Raw genomic sequence first — 16,598 nt, 5'->3', positions numbered from 1 at the left:
TATTAAGGGGAATTGACAATGAAAAAATATATAATCTGGGACTGGAATGGAACGATTGTCGATGATGCAGGTATTGCATTGGACGCAGTCAATGATATGCTCCGGGAGCAGCACAGACCGGAGATTACCTTAGAGGAGTATCGCAATGCAATGGATACTCCTATTCTTCGTTTTTATGAGCAGTTTTTTGATATGAAGGCAACGGATTTTAACTGGATCACCGAGCGTTTTCAGAGTTATTATGAGAACCATAAGGATCAGCTCAGGCTGCATGAGGGGGTAGAGGGATTATTGGAATACTGCCGCCAGAAGGGATGTCATCAGATTATTTTGTCCTCTTCCGCCACAAGGATCATTCAATTTTATGCGAAGTTGTTTGGAGTGGCAGATTATTTTGAGGCAGTGCTTGGAGCAGACGATCTGCTGGCAGCAGGAAAGATAGAGCGGGCTGTGGGGTATTTTGAGCAAAATAAAATACCAAAGGCAGAGACAGTCATGATCGGTGATTCGGTTCACGACTTTGATGTGTCTCAAGCCCTTGGTATTGATTGTATTTTAATGAGTGGCGGCCATCAGGATCTGCAAAGTCTGCAGTCGTGCGGATGCCCGGTCATTACTTCTTTTCAGGATCATTCCATCCCTGGATTCTGAGTCCCTTTGGATAATGGTTTTTAAGAAGTCCATTCCGGGCCTTGCCCCAGCCGAGAGTGCAGCCTTCATAGCAGACCAGGGTCCACCCCTTCCAGGTGTCAGGACATGAGATGGTTTCCCCCTGGAGATAGCGGCAGGCATCCTCATAGCTGCAATCGAGACTTTGCTGTGCGTCCGTTGGAACCAAAGTCTTTGCCAGAGCATGAGCCGGTTCAAAGCGGTTTTTCTTGCGGGTTCCAAGATGAAGCCCGGTTCGCAGAACCTTCAAACCGGCGAGGGACGGAACTGGAGCCGGGATCAGATAAAGCTCGTCCCCGAATAATTCCATTCTGCCGCCGGCAAGGGCAGGATATGGAGAGAATGACGTGTTTAAATAAGTATCTTTAAATTCGGTAAAGTCTGTCAGTTCAGGCTTTTTTTTGTTTTGTTTCCCTTTTTTCTTTTTGCCTTTGGAAGAATTTTTGGTTCCTGCGGCAGCGTCGCAAAGCAAAGAGACCGGGAGCGGTGTACCGGATTTTTGGAGACGTGCCGCAAAATGACCTTCTCCACGAAGCTTATGAGGCCAGAGGCGGAGCACCTTAGAAGAAATCTCGTCCGAAAAAATGCCTGCAAGCCCATCAGACAATCCGGCACATTCCGGAATACCGGCTACCTGTCGGCCCAGAGAAGTTTTATGCCAGTCAGTCAGTGTGTAATCGGGATGTGTTTCCAGAAACCACTGGATCATTGCTTCGTCCTCCTCCGGTGCGAAGGTACAGGTGGAGTAGACAAGGACTCCGCCCGGCTGCAGCATCTGATCGGCATGCTCCAGGATCATTTTCTGACGGTCTGCGCAGAGGGCAACATTATCAAGACTCCATTCATGAATGGCAGTATCATCCTTACGGAACATGCCTTCTCCGGAGCATGGAGCATCTACAACGATGCGGTGAAAAAACATAGGGAAATGAGATGCCATATTTTCGGTGGATTCGTTACACACCAAAGCATTTGGAATTCCCATGCGTTCGATATTTTGAGAGAGGATCCGGGCGCGGTTTGGAAAAATCTCATTGGAGACCAGCAGACCGTCCCCATGCAAAAGCGCGGCAATATGGGTGCTTTTGCCGCCGGGAGCCGCACACAGATCACAGACCAGCTCTCCGGGCTGTGGGTCCAACAGGCTTACCACGGACATGGCACTGGGCTCCTGGATATAATAAGCTCCGGCCTCATGAAGAGGATGTCTGCCGGGACGATCCCCCGGCCGGAAATAGTAACCGTCCGCTGCCCATGGAACAGGTTCCAGTGGAAAGGGAAGTGTCTTGCAGTCCTGAAATGGATTACGCCGGAGCCCGTAGGCCCGCGGCGTATCATACGACTGTAGAAAAGCTTCCCACTCTGATCCGAGAAGTGGTTGTCTCTCCCGGAGAAAATCAGGTGGTAATATTTTTGGCATAGTCAGTCTCCTATTAGATCAGATCAATGATATCAATATTATCTCCTGTAATACCAACCTGTGCGCCGTCAGCTGCCTCAGCAGAATCCGGATGGGCAATGAGCCATTTGTTTCTTGCCCAGAGATATTTATCATTGTCATTTGCCACTGTGATCTCAGGGGCATCCTCGTTGGTTCCCTTTGGAAGAACGATCACAACACGGAAGCCCTCGCCCTTTTTGGCACTGCATGGTGCGTAGTGAAGGGTAGTGGCGTAAAGCTCAACACCGGTTCCCTTTGGACAAAGGAAAGCTTCTGTCCTGGATGAGTCAATCTTGCCATCAACGATATCCTGCTGTCTTGCCACCAGAAGGATTGCATCATCTGCCGCAATGTCGATCTCACTGTCTCTGTGATACTCAAAGCAGTTGAGCTTGGTATTGGTACCGTTACAGTAACCGATCTCGATTGGCATACCGCCATAGCAGTTATCGCGAAGCTGTGCGTAAGCAGGAGTATCCTCAAGTTCTGCAACAGACGGAACATAAACTACGCTGTCTGCAGGCTTCGGTGTACCTGCCTCCAGACGCTCCAGGAGCAGTTTGTAATCATAGCCATCTACAACTCGTCCGTATGTACGGAATGCATCATCAAATACTGATTGGATCTTCATATAATATTCCTCCATTTCTGTGCCTGAAAGGCCGTTTGTTATATTTATAATTGTACCATATTTTTTGTGAAGAGGGAATGCTTCTGGGAGAAGTTTGCTATTGCCATATGGAGGGGATAAAGATATAATATAAAAGAATATGTAAAGATAGAGATACTACAGCGGTAGAAAACTCAAAGGAGTGTGAAACTTCATATGAGAATTGCATTGGGACAATTAAATATGGTGTGGGAGGACAAAGAGTTGTCCTTGCAAAAAGCAGAAAAACTGATGGAACAGGCATCGGCACAGAAGGCAGATATCCTTTTTTTTCCTGAGATGTCTTTCACGGGCTTTTCGATGAATCTGGCAAAGATCGGAGAATCCGGAGAGGCTTCGGATACGGTTCGTCAGATGAAAGAGCTGGCAGTCCGGTACAAAATGGCTGTGGGCTTTGGATGGGCAGCATTGCCGGAGCTGGGGCAGGAGAAGGGAACAAATCGTTTTACCTTACTGGACAAGGATGGACAGGAGCTGACGGAGTATGTCAAGCTGCATCCGTTCCGGTATGGAGGGGAAGCGGATGTTTATCAGGGAGGAGATCAATTGGTAACGGTACCGTTTTGTGGACACCGGATCAGCTTGTTTGTATGTTATGATCTGCGGTTTCCTGAGATATTCCAGGCGGTATCGGATCAGTCTGATCTGATGGTAGTTATTGCGGACTGGCCGGCTTCCCGTGCAGACCACTGGCTGGCTCTGCTGAAGGCACGAGCCATTGAAAACCAGTCTTATATGGCAGGGGTAAATTGCGTGGGAGATATTGACGGGCTAAGCTACAGTGGTGACAGCAGTATATTTGATCCTCTGGGACAGATGATCGGTACATTACACGGGCAGGAAGGGATCGTTGTCTGTGATATTGGAGAGGATGCAGAGAGACTCCGGCAGAAGTTTCAGATGAAGTGTGACCGCAGAAATGATTTTTATATACAGCAATACGAAAAAATAAGGAAGGTACAGAGTTTATGAGTAAATATGAGATGGCAGTGAGGATTTCCCAGGTGCAGAATCTGGTAGAGGAAAGAAAATATCGGAAGGCGGCAGCAGTGCTTTCGACGATAGATGTGCGTCAGGTGAAGTCCCAGTCGGAGCTGCAGACATTTGCAGAGGTTTATGTAAAGACGGAGCAGTTTGAAGCAGCAAAGGCAATCTATCTGCGGATCTACAAAAGAAACAGAAATAAAAAGGTGCTGTACCGTCTGATCTATCTCGCCATTCGGACCAATCATCTCGACGAGGCGGAGGAGTTTTATGAGGAGTTTCAGGACCTCAATCACAGTGAGCAGGAGAGCCTGATCCTGCGTTATCGTATCGATAAGGCAAAGGGAGTGCCTTTTAACCGCCTGATCGAGACGCTGGAGAGACTCAAGGAAGAGGATTATGTAGAGGAATGGGCATACGAGCTTGCAAAGCTGTATCAGAGAGCCGGCCGGGAGGAAGAATGCCGGAGAGAATGTGAAGATATCAAGCTCTGGTTTGGTGACGGAGAGATTGTGGAGCGGGCACAGGCGCTGCTTGATTATCTGGATGAGGATGAAACGATATACTATGAAGATAGAGATTATACAGTAGATCCTCCGGAGGAACCAAATCCGGAGGATACTGGTTCTCTGCCGGATCTGGGACCGGAGCTGATGAGGCAGGAAATCGAAAAAATGAAAAAGAAAAAACGTGAAGAGAAACGCCGGGAATATATAGAAGACGCTGATGATGAGGACGAGGATTTTGTAGACGATTACGATGACGAGACGGAGGATGGAGAGCTTTTAGTCGCACCGGAGGAGATCACACAGAAGGCGAAGGGTGGATTTCATCTGCTGAGAGGTCTTTGGAAGCACGGAGGCAAAGACAGGACGGAGGAAGAGACTACCGAGGAAGAACATCTGCAGGAGACTTATCCGGAGGATGAGGAAGCAGCCGATATGGTGCCTCAGACCACTGAACCGGCGCAAAACAGTAATGAGGAGACGGACGAGGCGGCGGCAGCCGTGGAGCCGGTATCTGCCGGGGAGGATGATCTGGATCAGTGGAGACCGGAGACTTCCGAGCGGACGGAGACAGCGCAGAGTACCGTTGCTCCGATGAGCCAGGAAATGAAAAATACTCTGGCGGCAGCCGTGGAAAATGTGCTGGCGGAGCAGGCAGCAGCGCAGGAGGAGACGGAAAAGCCGGAGAAGCCATCCCAGTCAGGTTTTGGTATTACCCAGGATCTGGCAAAAGAGATCACAGCGATCTTTGAGGCAGAAAAGAGAGAACAGCTGAAGGAGAAGGCAGTATCTGTTGTGGATGATGCCGCCGGAAGGATCAGCGATGTACCAAATCTTGCTTCGGACGTACTTGGCCGTATGACACAGGCGGTTCAGAGCAAGGTTGGAAAGACATATATTCCAATGGATGTATCGGAACCGGCAGAGGAGACAGCAGATGCGGAGATGGCTCCGGCTGAGGCTGTGGAAGAAGCAGACACAATTGCCGTAGAGCCGGAGGGCGTAGAGGAAGTTCAGCGTCCTGTCGGAATGGAGGAGATCGTATCCTCCGGAGTTCTTCCGGTGAAGGAGGATGACGTTACCATGATCGAACTGGATCAGATCATGCCGGAGCCTGATATACCGGAGCTTCGTCAGGTGATTCCGGAGGACAGCCCGGAGCTTGGCAATCTGCCGGAGCTGGAGGAGGATGAGCTGCCGACGACCAGAGCGCTTCATCATTCCTTTAATGATATTTTGACATTGATCGCTGGAGAGCTGGAGCCAAAGCATTTTGTACTGATGGGTGAAGGAGAGGACAAGATTATCGGTATCACGAAAAAAATAGTTCGTGTCAATTATGAGAAGGGCTTTCTTTCTACCAACCAGATTGCAAAGATCAGTTCTTCCCAGTTAAATCAGATGGATCTGTTAAGAGTATGTAACCAGATCAAGGGAAATTGCCTTCTGATCGACAATGCATCTGAGCTGGCATTTTCCACGATCACAAAGATTTTTGCCGTGATGGATGCCTTCCGTGGGGACTTTATTGTGGTTCTTGCAGACGATGGAAACACATTGGATGAGCTGTTCCGCGTGGCTCCGGCACTGGCAAGACGTTTTGAATATGTAATTGATATTGGGCAGTACAGTGAGGAGGATTATCAGTAAATGGCAGGAGAGGAAATACATGTAATCGGTCATATTAATCCGGATACGGATTCGGTATGCTCTGCAATTGCCTATGCGGCGTTCAAGCGGCAGATGACAGGCAAAAACTATACAGCAAAGAGAGCCGGCCAGATCAACTCGGAGACACGCTTTGTGCTTCAGAAGTTTGGGGTGCCGGAGCCGGAATATCTCAGCGATGTACGGACGCAGGTATTTGATATTGATGTGGTCCAGGTGCCGGGCGTGGGGAGTGATATTTCCCTGAAACGTGCATGGGAGATTATGAAGGAGGGTGGTCTGGCAACGCTGCCGGTGGTTTGCAAAAATGGCCAGCTGGAAGGTCTGATCACCATAGAAGATATTGCGAAATCTTACATGGATGTTTATGACAGTTGCATTATTGCCAAGGCAGAGACCCCATTCCGCAATTTGATCGAGACACTGGAGGGAGAGATGATTGTCGGAGACCCGGATGAGATCATTCAATCGGGAAAATGTCTGATCGCGGCCGCGAATCCGGATCTCATGGAGAATTATATTGAGAAGGATGACATTGTGATTCTGGGAAATCGTTATGAATCCCAGCTTTGTGCCATTGAGATGGGGGCAAAATGTATTATTGTGTGTGATGGTTCGCTGGTATCCTTTACGATCAAAAAGCTGGCGGAGAGCAAGGGCTGTTTTATCATCAAGACGCCATATGACACCTACACGGCAACACGACTGGTCAATCAGAGTATGCCAATCCGTTATTTCATGAAACAAAAGGCGTTGATCACATTTCAGCGCAATGATTATGTGGATGATATCCGGGAGACCATGGCCAAAAAACGATATCGTGATTTCCCGATTATGGATCTCAACGGCAGTTATTATGGTATGATCTCCAGACGAAGTCTGTTGGGGGCCCGCAAAAAGCGTCTGGTGCTGGTGGATCATAATGAAGTGACACAGGCGGTAGACGGTCTGGATGAGGCAGAGGTTCTGGAGGTGATCGACCATCACAGAATCGGCAGCCTGGAAACCATGAATCCGGTATATTTCCGCAATCAGCCATTGGGCTGTACGGCAACGATCATTTATCAGATGTACCGTGAGCAGGAGCTGGAAATCAGCAGGGAAATTGCTGGACTGCTTTGTTCTGCAATTCTTTCTGATACGTTGATCTTTCGTTCCCCGACATGCACGGAGACGGATAAAAAGGCGGCATACGCACTGGCGCAGATCGCCGGGATCGAGCCGGAAAGCTATGCGGCGGAAATGTTTGCCGCAGGGAGCAATCTGTCTGCTAAGACTCCGGAGGAAATATTTTATCAGGATTTCAAGAAATTTGTAGTAAATGACGTATCCTTTGGTGTTGGACAGATCAATTCCATGACCCAGAAGGATCTGGAGGATGTCCGGGAGCGGATGATACCATATATGGCAAAGGCGCTGACGGCGCATTCCATTCCGATGCTGTTCTTTATGTTGACGGATATCCTGCAGGGAACCACAGAGCTGCTTTGTGCAGGTAACGGAGCGAAGGAGCTTGCACTGGAGGCTTTTCATCTAAAGGACGATACCGATCAGATTATTCTGGAAAACACGGTGTCACGAAAGAAACAGCTGATTCCGGCACTGATGCAGGCAATCCAGCAATAATCAAAGTAAATTGTGTAAAAGATATTTTTCACAAAGTCAGTACAGAGGGGATATTGCGTAGATCTGACTGGAAATTGTAAGAAAATTGACAGAGATTTGACATAAACAGGGAATAAACTAATTATGGTAACCATTAAATTTATCATAAATCGCAAAAAAAGGGGGAGAGAAAGCGATATGTTTCAAGGGGAAAAAAGAAAACAAAAAAACAAAAGAATGTCAATGATGCTGGCAGTTATCATGCTGGCAGTGCAGCTGCTGGGAGCAATACCGGTAAGAACTGCTTCAGCTGCAAGTGACACGGCAGATCTCCGGATTATGTTTACCACCGATCTGCATGGACAGGTTGTGGATGTGGATTATTCAAAGGGAACCTTATTTGCCAATGGGGGATTGACAAAGGCTTCTACTTTGCTGACACAGGCGAAAAGTGAAGTGCCGGATGGCAATACACTTTTATTTGATCTGGGTGATGTAATGTATGATTACACCACGGATTATATTTATGAGCATGACCAGAATGAGATCCAGCCGATTTATCAGGCGATGGCATCGTTAAATTATGATGCGATCATTTTGGGAAACCACGATTATGAGTATACACTTCCTTATATCCAGAAGCAGTATGAAGCAACCGGACTGAAGGATAAGGTAATTGCATCAAACATTACGGATGCGGTGACAGGAAAACATGTTTTTAATGAGAACAAGATCATTGAAAAAACACTGACAACAGCAGATGGATCGCATGTAACGGTTAAGGTGGGGGTGATCGGAGAGTCGATTCCGACATTATCCAAAAAGAGATGTGATTATACCGGTGTACTTGCCGGAGAGGATATGGTTGCTAATGTACAGAAGGAGACCAAAAAGCTTAAGGATGCAGGCGCAGATGTAGTTGTTGTGCTGGCACATTCCGGTGTGGGAACAGAGCAGCCGGCTTTGATGGATGAAAATGTGGGATATGCCCTGACAAAGATTGACGGAGTGGATGCTGTTTTATGTGGTCATAAGCATTCTAACTTCTGTGCAGACGGGTCGACATATTATGATAAATATGAAGGTGTTGATACCAAGAACCATCTTGTGAATGGCAAAAATCTTGTGATGGTAGCCAACAGCGGACAGGGAATCGGCGTGATCGATCTGGGGATTTCTCCGGATAAAAGAATTGTAAGCAGAAAGTCGCAGATTCGCAAAACAAAAACAAATACGGCAATTGACCAGAAGATAGCCGCATATATGGATAAATGGGGCACTACATTTGCAGCGGACAGTACAGAGGTGCTTGCGGAGCTCAAGTCCGATGCCAGATGGCAGAATTATCTGGGTACGCTGGAGGACAGCAGCCCGATTCAGCTGTTAAATGATATGGCGATTTCCTATGGCATGGAATATCAAAATAATGATAATACGGATTGTAAGGGGCTTCCGGTAGTGGCTGCTTCGAGATATTCCCGGTATGGTGCGGGAAGTGGTCTGGACTATTATGATATTAAGGATTATTTTACCAGTGCAGATCTCTATCAGTTAATGAACTATAGAATACAGCTCTGGCGTTATAAAGTGACCGGAGCACAGTTGCGGGAATGGCTGGAATGGTCGGCCAGTGCTTATGAAACAGCCGGTAACAATGTGGTATCCGGATCGGCGATCAGCAGTAGTCCGGCACCGGAGGTCGCAGCTTCCGGGAAACCATCTGTGACACCGGAGACATCCGGAAAACCGGAGCAGATGCCGGGGGTATCAGATGTTCCGGATGTGACAACCGGGCCGGAAACGACACCTGAGGCTGTGGAAACAGCGGCAGTAACGGAAAATCCTTTTGAGACGCAGGAATTATCAGCAGGAAATAAAGGAATATCACAGACAAGTGATCTGTTGGCAGGCATTCTTAATTATAAAGGCTCAAGACCGCTGCAGTATTCTCTGCGGGAAATGTATCTGACAGATCTGAGCCGTTTCTATATTCTCGATGGTGTGGAGTATACGATTGATACCAGCGTAGCACCACGTTATGATTATGATGGCAAAAAGATTAATGATACCTGGCGTGTTACCAGCATGACCAGAAACGGGCAGGAGATTAAAGACACGGATCAGTTCCTGCTGATCGTCAACAGACTGGATACTACAGCAGTACCGGAAATGTTCAAGGTGGAGGCGATGACCAAGCTGAGTATGGCTGATACCAGAGATTATTTCAAAAAATATCTGATGAAGCAGGCAGAATGTGGTACGCTGGGAAATCTGGAGGATAATAACTGGAATGTAAAATATTCCGATAAGTATTATTACATACTGAAAACAGGATCTGCAGCCCAGGACATTGTAAATGCGAGATCCTGGATTAAAGAAAAGCTAGATTCCTCTGAGAATTTTGATTATTACAGAGCCAGACTGGATGCGATGGATCTGGCGGATCACAGTGGACCGGACTTGAATCTGGCAGCATTGACAGAGATCGAGACAAACCATCCGGTTAAGGTAGCCGTTCAGGCAACAGACCGCTCAGGAATTGTTTCGCTGTCCTATCTGAGTGGAAAGTATCTGGCAGATTCCATTGCCTGGAATAATGCCAAGGCAGTTCAGGACGGTGTTTTTGCGGCTGACAAGAATACCATATATTCGGTTAGAGCAGTGGATGGACAGGGAAATGTAACGATCCGTTATATCAGGATCAATAATATCAATGAAGGCATTCTGGAGGCACCGAAGGTAGATACCTATACCAATCGTAAGTCATATATTTCCGGTAAGGCAGAGCCTGTAACAACGATTTATTTCGAGTTGGAGGATTCGACGGTTTATAAGACTACTGTAAATGATAACGGTTCTTTCAAGTACGCTTTGCCACCACAGAATGCGGGCAAGAAAATATTTGTCTATGTAAAGGATGACGAGGGGCGCTGCAGTGCCAGAACCGTTGTCACGGTAAAGAGAACCGGACCGAACAAGCCGGTGATGGAGAAATTGACCACGGCGGTCAGAACGGTGACCGGAGAGATCAATGATAAAAATGTATATCCGTTCTTTATTTTGGACAGCAAAAAAACAGTATTTATGCAGGATGACGGAACAGAAGAACTGTATAAGCAGTGTGAGCTTTATAACAAGGATTATACGGTAGAGAAGATAGCAATGAATATTGCAAGTGATGGCAGCTATACATTTTCACTGCCGTATCTTCTGACAGCAAAAACCGAGGTGAAAATGCGTACCGTGGACGTTGCAAACCGTGTCAGCATGGGTACCAAAAGAGTCGTGAAGCAGACGGTTCCGGCAAAGCCGACCATGCAGACAGTGACAAATCTGTCTACCAAGGTAAAGGTATTCTCTGAAGAGAAGTGTAAAAGCGCTACGATCACAGTGGGCAAAAAGAAGTATAAGATCACCAAGAAAAAATATGTGGCTTCCAAGAAAATGTACCGTTACCAGAGGAAGATTACGAAGACCAATTCCGGAGTGAAGGTAAATGCATATCTTACCAATACAAAGGGAAACAGTCCGGTATTAAAGACAAAGAAAATAGAGGTTGTGCCGGATACTCCGAAGGTGGATAAGCTGAAAGCCGGTCTGAAAAAGGTTACCGGTCATGTTGATGTGGTCGGAGATGGAACAGAAGCCGATGGTGTGACCGTGGAGAATACCAATACCAAGGTATTTATCCTTGTCAATGGAAAGAAGTATATCGCTTCCATTGATTTTGGGGGCAATTATACGGTGAAGCTCAAGAAGCCTTTGATATCAAAAGATAAGGTAATCGTAAAAGCAAGAAATAAAAAGGGCATGGGAATCAAGAAAAAATATATTGTGAAATAGTATTCTGATTCGCAGGAATATGAAAAAGAGGGAGTTTTAATTCCCTCTTTTTTTTGTTGAAACTGTAATGAGATTGTAAGATGCGGATGCTATAATGAGCCTCAGAGAAAATCAAAAGGAAAGAGAGGAATAAAGATGGAAATATTAAAAACCATAGATTTATGTAAACAGTATGGGGAAGGGGAAAACGAAGTACACGCACTGGATCATGTTTCAATCTCGGTGGAGGAGGGAAAATTTATTGCAGTGGCCGGTTCCTCCGGTAGTGGAAAATCCACGCTGTTAAATATGCTGGGAGGTCTCGACAGACCTACCTCCGGAGAAGTCCTGGTGCGGGGAAAAGAAATTTTTAAAATGAATGACGAGGAGTTGACCATTTTTCGCCGCCGTAACATCGGCTTTGTATTTCAGAACTATAATCTGGTTCCTATCTTAAATGTATATGAGAATATTGTGCTGCCCATTGAGCTGGATGGCAGCAGGATTGATGAGGAGTATGTGAATACGATCATACGGACACTGGGGCTGGAGCACAAGATTACCGCAATGCCAAATCAGCTTTCCGGAGGACAGCAGCAGCGTGTTGCCATCGCCAGAGCTCTGGCAGCGAAGCCGGCGATCATTCTGGCAGATGAGCCTACGGGCAATCTGGACAGCCGGACCGGAATGGATGTGGTCTCTCTGTTGAAGGTGACCAGCCGGGAATTTCATCAGACCATTGTAATGATCACACATAATGAGGAAATTGCACAGATGGCAGATCAGGTGATCCGGATTGAGGATGGAAAAGCAGAGGCAGGTGAGGTATCGTGTTAAAAAATAATAATCAGGAGGTGCTTCGCCGCCTCAGCAGACGATCCATGAAAGCAGAACGTACGAGAAATTTTTTTGCAGTGCTGGCGATCATTTTGACCACATTTATGTTTACGTCTGTATTTAGCATTGGCGTCAGCCTGATACAGAATCTGGGGATTATGCAGATACGAAATCTGGGATCGCAGAGTACGATCTGGCTGGAGCAGCCATCAAAACAGCAGATGGATCAGATCAGGAAGATGCAGGATTTGCGGGCTATGGGAGTGCAGGTCAGTGCCGGCAGCAGAAAGGAAGCTTCCGGAGAAAAAACGGTGGCGTTGTGGTATTATGATACGGTAGAATATCAGAAGAATTTTATTCCGGCGATCAGCCGTATCCATGGAACATATCCGGAGAAGCAGGACGAGATTATGATGTCGGAGACGTCTCTTGCAGTGGCCGGAGTGAAAAAGCCGGAAATCGGAGAGAAAGTAACGCTTTATGATGGAGACCGGGAGGAAACCTTTACCTTGAGCGGGTGGTACCGGGACTATATTTATGGAAAAGCGGTGAGTCTTGTTTCAAAGAAATATGTCCAAAAAATGGGACTCGATAAAAGAGAAAATAAAACGCTGTCCATTTCAGCCCAAAGAGGGATGAAATATATTTTATATAAAAAATTGCAGAATCAGGTCAGCATGGATCAGATTATGGCAGCAAACGGTGTGAAACGAACGCAGGCATGGGAGTCGTCATTTAGCGAGGATCAGAATAATGCCGGCGAGAGACTGGTCGTTGTCGCTGTGTTACTTGCAGTAGGAGTGATCATAATCCTGAGCGGTTATCTGCTGATCTATAATGTGATGTATATTTCTGTGACGAAAGATATCCGGTTTTACGGAATGTTAAAAACAATCGGGACCACACCATTACAGATTCAGAAGCTTGTAAAGAAACAGGTCTGGCATCTGGCAGGGATTGGAATTCCGGCCGGAATATTCCTGGGAGTCGTCTGTGCATTTGGAATTGTTCCGGCGGCACTTCATGCTCTTGCGATCGGAGGAAATGATGCCATGCCTAGCCGGATACAGTTCCGGCCGGAGATCTTTGTGGCGACCGTTCTGTTTTCCCTGGTCACCATATGGATCAGCTGCCGTAAACCCGCAAAATTTGCCGGCAATATTTCTGCGGTAGAGGCTATGAAATATAACGGACAATATCAGGAAAAGCTGCGTTCCCATCATACCAAAAGGGGTGGGAAAATCCGGCGGATGGCGTTTCGCAATGTGTTTCGTGACAAAAAACGCGCGATTTTTGTATTTGCGTCATTATTTATGGGAATGATCGCTTTTTTGGCTGTAGATACGATTTTGGGAAGTATTAAACTGGAAAATTATCTGGAAACATATGTGCCAAATGATTATGTGATCTACACCGGCACCGATGAAAATAATGAGCAGATGAAGGAGCAGAAACGGTCATTGGAAACGATGGCAGGGGAGCTTCAGAAGATTCCGGGGATCACTTCTTTTCGATGGAACCGTACAGCAGATATTGTGCTTCCCTTCGATGAAAAGCTGTATAAGCCATTTCTGGATACTGATCAGATGATAGCGCAGGAGAGAGAAGAGAGCATTAAATTTTATCGCAGGGCACAGGAAAAAAAGAACAAAAAAAGTATGTACTCCTGTCCGGTCATTTCCATAGGCAAGGATGATATCCGAAAATATAATGAGCGTGCCGAAAAGGATCAGAGGATCGATGAGAAGGCATTTGAAGAAGGGGAAATATGTCTGATCGGAACGGTAGATACCAAAGAGCAGGCCCAGCAAATGAAAGGGAAAACACTTACATTGGTGGAACGGAAAACGGATAAAGAATCCACCATAAAGGTAGGTGCGTGTCTTACGTCCATGGAAGGTTTTGAGATTGGTTATTACTGGATGTCCATAGGAGCACCGGAGGCAATTCTGGTGAGTGATAAGGCGATTAGCCGGATCACGGATGATCCGGGTAGTGATAATATGATCTTAAACTGCAGGAAAGAAGCAGAAGCCAGTGTGACAAAAAGGGTGAAGGAGCTGGTAAAATCAAATACGGCTGTTGTCAATACCACGATAAAGTCAGAAGCCGCAAAGGAATTTTCCACCTCTATAATGACAATGAAGATTCTGGGAGGTGGGATCTCCGGAATTTTGATCATGATCGGAGTGCTGAATTATATCAATGTTATGCTTACCGGTGTCTTTACCAGACGAACAGAGCTTGCAGTGATGGAGAGTGTGGGAATGACGAAGAAGCAGGTCTGCCGTATGCTTTTGTGGGAGGGAGGCTATTATGGACTGATCAGTATGGGACTGCTGCTAACTTTTGGCAATGTGATAATTTTTTTGTTTGCGAGAGCGGCAAAGACAATGGCGGATTATGCGATATTTCATTATCCTGCCGGCGTTATGGCCGGGATTGCCGTGGTGTCACTGGTTATTTGTATGATCGTTCCGGCTGTGGTATATTATATGATATCAAAGGAGAGCGTGGTACAACGCATGAGACGGGAAGGATAAAAAGTGAAGACAATTTTAATCGTAGAAGATGATGTAAACCTGTGCGGAGGAGTGAAGTTGTATCTGGAAAAAAAGGGATATCAGGTATTGTGTGCCCATTCTCTTCATGAAGCACGACGGATAACGGACAAAGGAGCGGAGACGATTGCACTGATGCTTCTGGACTGCAACCTGCCGGATGGGGATGGCATGGAGTTTTGCAGAAACTGGCGGCGGAGACAGGCTGTACCGGTGATCTTTCTGACTGCCAGAGATACGGAGGAGGATATGATCCGGGGATTCCGGGCAGGAGCAGATGATTATATGGCAAAACCGTTTTCTGTGGAACTTCTGTCGGAACGGATCGCAGCGGTGCTCCGACGCAGTGCGGGAGAAGAGGATCGTCAGATGTTTTGTTATCGGGGACTTGCGGTAGATCTTGGCAAAAAGCAGGTCTTTCGGGAGCAGGAACCGGTAAAGTTGTCCGGAACGGAGTATCGGATTCTGGAGCTCTTAATTGACAATCGGAGTCAGGTTATGACACGGGAGATGCTGCTTCAAAAAATATGGGATATTGATGAAAATTATGTGGATGAAAATACACTCAATGTATATATCCGGAGACTCCGCCGGAAGCTGGAGAAGGATCCGAAGAATCCGGAATATATCATTACGGTATTTGGAATTGGCTATACATTTGGCGATATGTGAAATGACAGGGGGAATCAGTGATTGAAGGTCAGAGAATCCTATCAGAATAAAAAGAACTTTTTGATCGTCCTGTGTACGTTGGTCACAGTGATGATTCCGGTTTACATTGTGTGGGATACAGGGAAAAGCATGGCAGGCTGCATAGTAGGTGCGGCCTGCCTGTTTCTGGATGGAATGGTATATTGGCTGCATCGTATGGACAGATCATATATTACGGGAGTTGTGCAGGAACTGTCCGATTTGCTGGATACATTGATGGAGCTCACGGAGAGAGAGGTGTTTCCGGAGACGGAGGATACCATGCTTTCCAAGCTGCAGGGGAATGTGGTCAAGCTGATCCGGAGAATGCGTCATCAAAATGAAATGACGAGACAGGATCAGGAACGCATGAAGGGGATCATATCGGATCTGTCTCATCAGTTAAAAACGCCTCTGGCCAATCTGAAAATGTACAGTCGTTTTCTTCAAAAGGAAGAACTATCCGAAAAACAGTACAGAGAATATGTGGATATCATATGCCTGTCGGTGGAACGGCTGAACTTTCTGTCGGAGAATATGATCAAGATATCCCGTCTTGAGACGGGATTGATTCATCTGAAATGTCAGAAAAATAAGATCAGCGAAACGGTATTAAAGGCGGTGAAAGATATTTATCCCAAAGCACGTCACATGGGATGTGAAATCATTTACCGGGAGGACAGGGAAAAGGAGCTGTGGGCACAGTTTGACGCAGATTGGACGGCAGAAGCTATTTTTAATATGCTGGATAATGCTGTGAAATATTCTGAAAATGCGCAGAATAAGAGCATTATTTTATCTGTCCGGAAATTGGGACTTTTTGCAGAGATTTCCGTAGAAGATCAGAACGGTTCCATTCCGGAGGAAGAGAAAAACCGCATTTTTCAGAGATTTTACAGAGGAGAGAACAGCGAAGGAAAAGAGGGGATCGGGCTGGGACTTTACCTCACAAGGGAGATCGCATTGCGGCAGGGGGGATATGTTTCTGTGAAGGCAACGGAGCAGGGGAATATTTTTTCCATATATCTCAGGCTGTAAGGGATTTTCTTGAAACTCCGGGTAATTTATGGTACGCTATGTATAACTGTACAAATGCTGTAAGTGCGGAATGTTTTCTATTTTATTAGCAAAAATGTGTGAGGGAA

At 46.5% G+C, this 16,598-nt stretch carries 11 protein-coding genes; 9 read left to right on the top strand and 2 right to left on the bottom strand.

Going from position 1 to position 16,598, the window contains the following annotated elements; translation table 11 throughout:
* The first annotated feature begins 18 nt into the window (after positions 1-18).
* Positions 19-651, top strand: coding sequence for an HAD family hydrolase (locus tag H8704_RS11900; protein WP_249298397.1), 633 nt, complete (start codon positions 19-21; stop codon positions 649-651).
* Here the strand turns inward: H8704_RS11900 and H8704_RS11895 are convergent.
* Complete coding sequence (locus H8704_RS11895; RefSeq protein WP_249298396.1) at positions 614-2,089, bottom strand: RsmF rRNA methyltransferase first C-terminal domain-containing protein; 1,476 nt, start codon at positions 2,087-2,089, stop codon at positions 614-616. The two genes, H8704_RS11900 and H8704_RS11895, sit on opposite strands and share 38 nt — an antisense overlap.
* A 13-nt stretch (positions 2,090-2,102) precedes the next feature.
* Positions 2,103-2,741, bottom strand: a complete 639-nt coding sequence (locus H8704_RS11890) for a DUF4867 family protein (RefSeq protein ID WP_022463764.1) — start codon at positions 2,739-2,741, stop codon at positions 2,103-2,105.
* Between the two features lie 195 nt (positions 2,742-2,936).
* Between H8704_RS11890 and H8704_RS11885 the strand changes: the two genes are divergently transcribed.
* The 8 genes from H8704_RS11885 (at position 2,937) to H8704_RS11850 (ending at position 16,491) form a co-directional block, all read left to right on the top strand.
* Positions 2,937-3,752 (top strand): nitrilase-related carbon-nitrogen hydrolase, encoded by an 816-nt coding sequence (locus H8704_RS11885; protein WP_249298395.1) that lies wholly within the window; start codon positions 2,937-2,939, stop codon positions 3,750-3,752.
* Positions 3,749-5,920, top strand: a complete 2,172-nt coding sequence (locus tag H8704_RS11880; protein WP_249298394.1) for a tetratricopeptide repeat protein — start codon at positions 3,749-3,751, stop codon at positions 5,918-5,920. Before H8704_RS11885 ends, H8704_RS11880 begins: the two co-directional genes overlap by 4 nt.
* Positions 5,921-7,564, top strand: a complete 1,644-nt coding sequence (locus tag H8704_RS11875; protein ID WP_022463767.1) for a putative manganese-dependent inorganic diphosphatase — start codon at positions 5,921-5,923, stop codon at positions 7,562-7,564.
* 177 nt (positions 7,565-7,741) lie between these two features.
* A complete protein-coding gene (locus H8704_RS11870) occupies positions 7,742-11,386 on the top strand; it encodes an Ig-like domain-containing protein (RefSeq protein ID WP_249298393.1) in 3,645 nt (1,214 codons plus the stop codon).
* Between the two features lie 135 nt (positions 11,387-11,521).
* Complete coding sequence (locus H8704_RS11865; RefSeq protein ID WP_118678454.1) at positions 11,522-12,202, top strand: ABC transporter ATP-binding protein; 681 nt, start codon at positions 11,522-11,524, stop codon at positions 12,200-12,202.
* Positions 12,196-14,745, top strand: a complete 2,550-nt coding sequence (locus H8704_RS11860; protein WP_249298392.1) for an ABC transporter permease — start codon at positions 12,196-12,198, stop codon at positions 14,743-14,745. The genes H8704_RS11865 and H8704_RS11860 overlap by 7 nt, the downstream gene beginning before the upstream one ends.
* A gap of 3 nt (positions 14,746-14,748) precedes the next feature.
* Complete coding sequence (locus tag H8704_RS14280) at positions 14,749-15,435, top strand: response regulator transcription factor (RefSeq protein ID WP_118678450.1); 687 nt, start codon at positions 14,749-14,751, stop codon at positions 15,433-15,435.
* Positions 15,436-15,456: 21 nt separating this feature from the next.
* A complete protein-coding gene (locus H8704_RS11850; protein ID WP_118678448.1) occupies positions 15,457-16,491 on the top strand; it encodes a sensor histidine kinase in 1,035 nt (344 codons plus the stop codon).
* Positions 16,492-16,598 lie beyond the last annotated feature (107 nt).

The organism is Jutongia huaianensis (assembly GCF_014384985.1).
Lineage (GTDB): Bacteria > Bacillota > Clostridia > Lachnospirales > Lachnospiraceae > Jutongia > Jutongia huaianensis.
Note: the sequence above shows the minus strand (reverse complement) of the source record. Positions and strands in the feature narration are given on the sequence as shown.

Excerpts from the sequence above, each read along its gene's own strand:
- H8704_RS11900 (WP_249298397.1), top strand. The coding sequence starts at position 19 with ATGAAAAAATATATAATCTGGGACTGGAATGGAACGATTGTCGATGAT.
- H8704_RS11875 (WP_022463767.1), top strand. The coding sequence starts at position 5,921 with ATGGCAGGAGAGGAAATACATGTAATCGGTCATATTAATCCGGATACG.
- H8704_RS11885 (WP_249298395.1), top strand. The coding sequence starts at position 2,937 with ATGAGAATTGCATTGGGACAATTAAATATGGTGTGGGAGGACAAAGAG.
- H8704_RS11895 (WP_249298396.1), bottom strand. The coding sequence starts at position 2,089 with ATGCCAAAAATATTACCACCTGATTTTCTCCGGGAGAGACAACCACTT.
- H8704_RS11865 (WP_118678454.1), top strand. The coding sequence starts at position 11,522 with ATGGAAATATTAAAAACCATAGATTTATGTAAACAGTATGGGGAAGGG.
- H8704_RS11870 (WP_249298393.1), top strand. The coding sequence starts at position 7,742 with ATGTTTCAAGGGGAAAAAAGAAAACAAAAAAACAAAAGAATGTCAATG.
- H8704_RS11880 (WP_249298394.1), top strand. The coding sequence starts at position 3,749 with ATGAGTAAATATGAGATGGCAGTGAGGATTTCCCAGGTGCAGAATCTG.
- H8704_RS11890 (WP_022463764.1), bottom strand. The coding sequence starts at position 2,741 with ATGAAGATCCAATCAGTATTTGATGATGCATTCCGTACATACGGACGA.